This window comes from Chloroflexota bacterium (assembly GCA_014360825.1).
Lineage (GTDB): Bacteria > Chloroflexota > Anaerolineae > UBA2200 > JACIWT01 > JACIWT01.
Genome location: JACIWT010000051.1, coordinates 1 through 3576 on the forward strand (window position 1 = coordinate 1; position 3576 = coordinate 3576).

A 3576-nucleotide genomic window follows, 5' to 3' on the forward strand; every position below is an offset into this window, starting at 1 on the left:
GTGTTCAGATCCACTCCGGCCAATTCTAATACTTTCTGTACGTATTGAGAATATCCATACCCCAGAAACTGTATAGTATGTCCTGGACACCGTGCAAAAGGCCTTTGACATTTGCTTCCCGTTCCAGTACACTCTTTATTGGCCAATAGCGTTGCTCAATGACTGGCGCAACCAGTATCGTGCGGCGCGTGGAAATCACCCGGCCTCTTGGGATCGGTGGCGCAATGGCGGTGGAGCGACCTCGAACGAAAAGGATATGGAATGTTGCTCTCTTGGTGGCAAGCCTGGCGGTGGGCTTTGGAATTGCCGTGCAATGGCGCTCTCAGAGCCGCCTGCCGGTGTCGATCTCCGAGTATTCTCGCCAGGAAAGCGCGGAGACTATCGTCCGCCTGGAGGCCGAACAAGCCGCGCTGAAGGAGACCATCACCCAGTTGCGGGCGGAACTGGCCACCTATCAAGAACTGGCCGCCGACACGGGCACGTTAGCCCAACTGCAGGCCCAATTACAAGCCGCGCGCGCCCTTGCCGGCCTCTTGCCGTTGACAGGGCCTGGCGTACAGGTGGTGTTGGATGACAGCCGTTTGCGGATGCAACCCGTCCCCGAGAACGTATCTGCCTACCTCATCCACGAGTACGATTTGCGCGATGTAGTAAATCTCCTCTGGATGGCGGGCAGTGAAGCCATCGCCATCAACGACGAACGGCTTGTTGGCACCACCTCCATCTACTGCGTGGGCAGCACCATTTTGGTCAATGACACCCGTCTTTCTCCACCCTACCTCATTGCCGCCATCGGTGATCCCGACGCCCAGGTGGATATGCTGAACAACCCCCTGTACCTGGAGAACCTGCGCCAGCGGGCGAAAATCTACGGGGTCCAATTCACCGTGTCGCGCCAAGATGAACTGATCATCCCCGCTTTCGATGGTGGCTTCCGGATCGAATACGCCCGGGTGAGGGAGCAGGAGCGATGAGGTCATCGGTATCCTTCGGTGGTCGGACAGCCCAACTCACTTTGGCGGCATTGAGTTTCGTCCTCGGACTGTTCGTGGCTGCCCAGTTACAGGCGCAACGTCGCATCAGCCTGGCCCGCTTGACGCAGAGCACCACCGAGCAAGCGCTGCTCATCAGCAGCCTGGTGGAAAACAACGCTCGATTGCGCCAGGAAGTGGCTCTACTGCAGGACCAACTCCGCCAGTACCAAATCGACCAGGGTCGGGGCATGATGCGGACTTTGCTGGAAGAACTCACGCGCATCCGCATTGTCAACGGCGAGGTCGAAGTGGCAGGCCCGGGAGTGGAGGTGTGGATCTTTGGGGAACTGAGCGTGCTCGATCTCCAAGACCTGGTGAACGAGGTGCGCAACACCGGTGCGGAAGGCTTGGCCATCAATGGCGTGCGGGTGGTAGCCACCACGGTCATCACTCGGCAAGGGGGGCAGATGACCGTAGACGGGGTGGCGGTGAACGTGCCCTATGTCTTGACTGCCATCGGCAATCCTGCGACCATCGAGCGCGGTTTGACCCGCATGGGCGGGGTGATAGACCTGTTGATGGCGGAGCAGGAGGGGCTGGCGATCCGGGTGGAGCAAAAGGGGGAGATTATTCTGCCCGCCTGTCAGGTGCGGCGAGGTTTCCACTACGCCCGGGTGAGGGAGTAGGGGCGACCGGTCGGTTGTGTCTACGGGAAATTTCATTTCCGGGCGGGGGCGGCGGGATATCGCAGGGGTGGCGAATGGGGGGAATCGTGAACGGCGTAACGAGGGTGAAAATCCTGGCCGGCCTCATCCTGATTCTCGTAGCGATGGCTGCCCTGAGCGCTGCGCCCGCTTATGCTGGCCAGTCGTGGGAGCAATCTCCAGATTGCGACCAGAGTATCGCCGTCTGGAGACGGCTCCCACTTGTGAATACCCGCCACCGAATAGAATTCGGTGGCTACGCCCGGGATGTGGGGGCGACCCGCGGGTCGTCTCTACCGGAAATCGCATTTCCGGGCGCGGTGGGTAGCGAAATCCCTGCGCACGCCGGTCGCCGGTGGATAAATCCACCGGCTGGTCTTGTCCAGTCCCGCTGGGACTGGGCCGCGATGAGCCGCCGTACCCATTCGCAAGCCCTCCCGCCCACCCAGATTGCCCCGACCGGATACATCTCTTACACCATCCGCCCCGAGGACATCGTCTCCCAAAGCGAGATCCTCGCCAACCCCTACTACGCCGAGAAAATCAACTCCGTCTATTGGACCCGTCCCTTCTATCAGACGGAGCGGCAAAGGCAAAGGGTAACCGAGGAGTGCGTTTTCCAGGAAACCGTCTGGCGAATCCTGGTGCGGAATGATCCGAGTCTGGCTTCCATCACCGACCCTGACCAGCGACGGCTGGAGGTGCTCAGGGTGGCGGCGGTGAACCCCGCTCTGGCGGAGAGGATGCCGGGGTTTAGGAACGAAGCGCTTCCCGATCAGGGACTTTGGCGGCAGATCGTGGTGGAGTGGCTGGAGAGGATTCAGAAGGACCACCCTCACGCCTTCCGATACTGGCTGGACAGGTGTTTGGAGGGCGCAAAGATGGATGCGGGGGTTGTGGGGACGGTCATCCATCTCCCCACCCCCGAACGGCCAACACCAAGCGCTGAAGCGCCGGAACTTTCCGGGTGGGGATTGAAATGGGATGCCGGCCGCAAAGCCTATGTCACCGTGGACAACCGCTACGGCCTGCCAGCCGGCAGCGAGGCGGCCTGGTATTTCCCAAAGATTACTTACATGGTTGACCGCGGCGATGGAAATCCGGTTAACTACACTGGCGCCATTGGCTTTTCCCCACGGATGGCCGAGGCTTTATGGAAGGCGACCGGTAAACTCGTTTTACCAGTTGAATTTCCCGAGGACCAAGAAGTGAACTTTACTATTAAACAAAGAGTATTGGCAGGCAAATATTATTCTTTAGGACTCCGATTGCCGGTTGGTTCCTTTGTGGTTGCCCCATTCTCTACAGAAAAGGCTCATTATGGAAACTTTATTACCAACGAGGGCGAGAACGGAGAAGAGGCTCTTTTACCCATGAGTGGGGGAAATGAGTTGGCTCTTGGTGTTAAAGATGGAAACCGACGAACCTATCAATCTCCACAAGTTGTGGTGGGGACGCGACTTTTCGAAATCTCTTCAACAGAAATTTTTGTGAGAAGTTGGAGTGGATCAAATATCTGTGTTAATGAACGACACTACAAATTCCCCTTTACTACTGAGGTTCTTTTTTGGCCAAGAGAGGGAACGGTTAGCTTTATTCACCAATAGGATTGATTTTTCTCTTGACATAGGTCTCCCTGTGGGTTATTCTAAACTTAGTGATAGATACTGCCCAAAATACCAGTAAAGCCTCAAAATACCTTTTGGTTGTTCTGATAGTCCTGATATTTTTCCTTATAGTTTTAAACCTCGCCATTTCTCGTTACGGAGCCTTGGTCAAGTCAGGTTTTTCCTGTAAAATAGGCGACGTAGGTACGCTATGATCAGTACAGCCCTCCTATGTGTTGTACAATGGCAATCCGAGTTCGCGGCGCAGGAGATGCAGTTGTTGCTGCTCCA

3 protein-coding genes are annotated in these 3576 nt (G+C 56.7%); all 3 read left to right on the plus strand.

What is annotated here, in order from left to right; translation table 11 throughout:
* The first annotated feature begins 158 nt into the window (after positions 1-158).
* The 3 genes from H5T64_13380 (at position 159) to H5T64_13390 (ending at position 3285) form a co-directional block, all read left to right on the plus strand.
* The gene (locus H5T64_13380; protein MBC7265325.1) at positions 159-974 is read left to right on the plus strand and encodes a DUF881 domain-containing protein; all 816 of its coding nucleotides are present in this window, start codon (positions 159-161) and stop codon (positions 972-974) included.
* Entirely contained in the window at positions 971-1660 is a 690-nt protein-coding gene (locus H5T64_13385; protein ID MBC7265326.1) for a DUF881 domain-containing protein, read from the plus strand. Before H5T64_13380 ends, H5T64_13385 begins: the two co-directional genes overlap by 4 nt.
* 74 nt (positions 1661-1734) lie before the next feature.
* On the plus strand, positions 1735-3285 hold the full coding sequence (locus H5T64_13390; protein ID MBC7265327.1) for a hypothetical protein: 1551 nt from the start codon (positions 1735-1737) through the stop codon (positions 3283-3285).
* The last annotated feature ends 291 nt before the right edge of the window (positions 3286-3576 follow it).

Excerpts from the sequence above, each read along its gene's own strand:
- H5T64_13385 (MBC7265326.1), top strand. The coding sequence starts at position 971 with ATGAGGTCATCGGTATCCTTCGGTGGTCGGACAGCCCAACTCACTTTG.
- H5T64_13390 (MBC7265327.1), top strand. The coding sequence starts at position 1,735 with ATGGGGGGAATCGTGAACGGCGTAACGAGGGTGAAAATCCTGGCCGGC.
- H5T64_13380 (MBC7265325.1), top strand. The coding sequence starts at position 159 with ATGACTGGCGCAACCAGTATCGTGCGGCGCGTGGAAATCACCCGGCCT.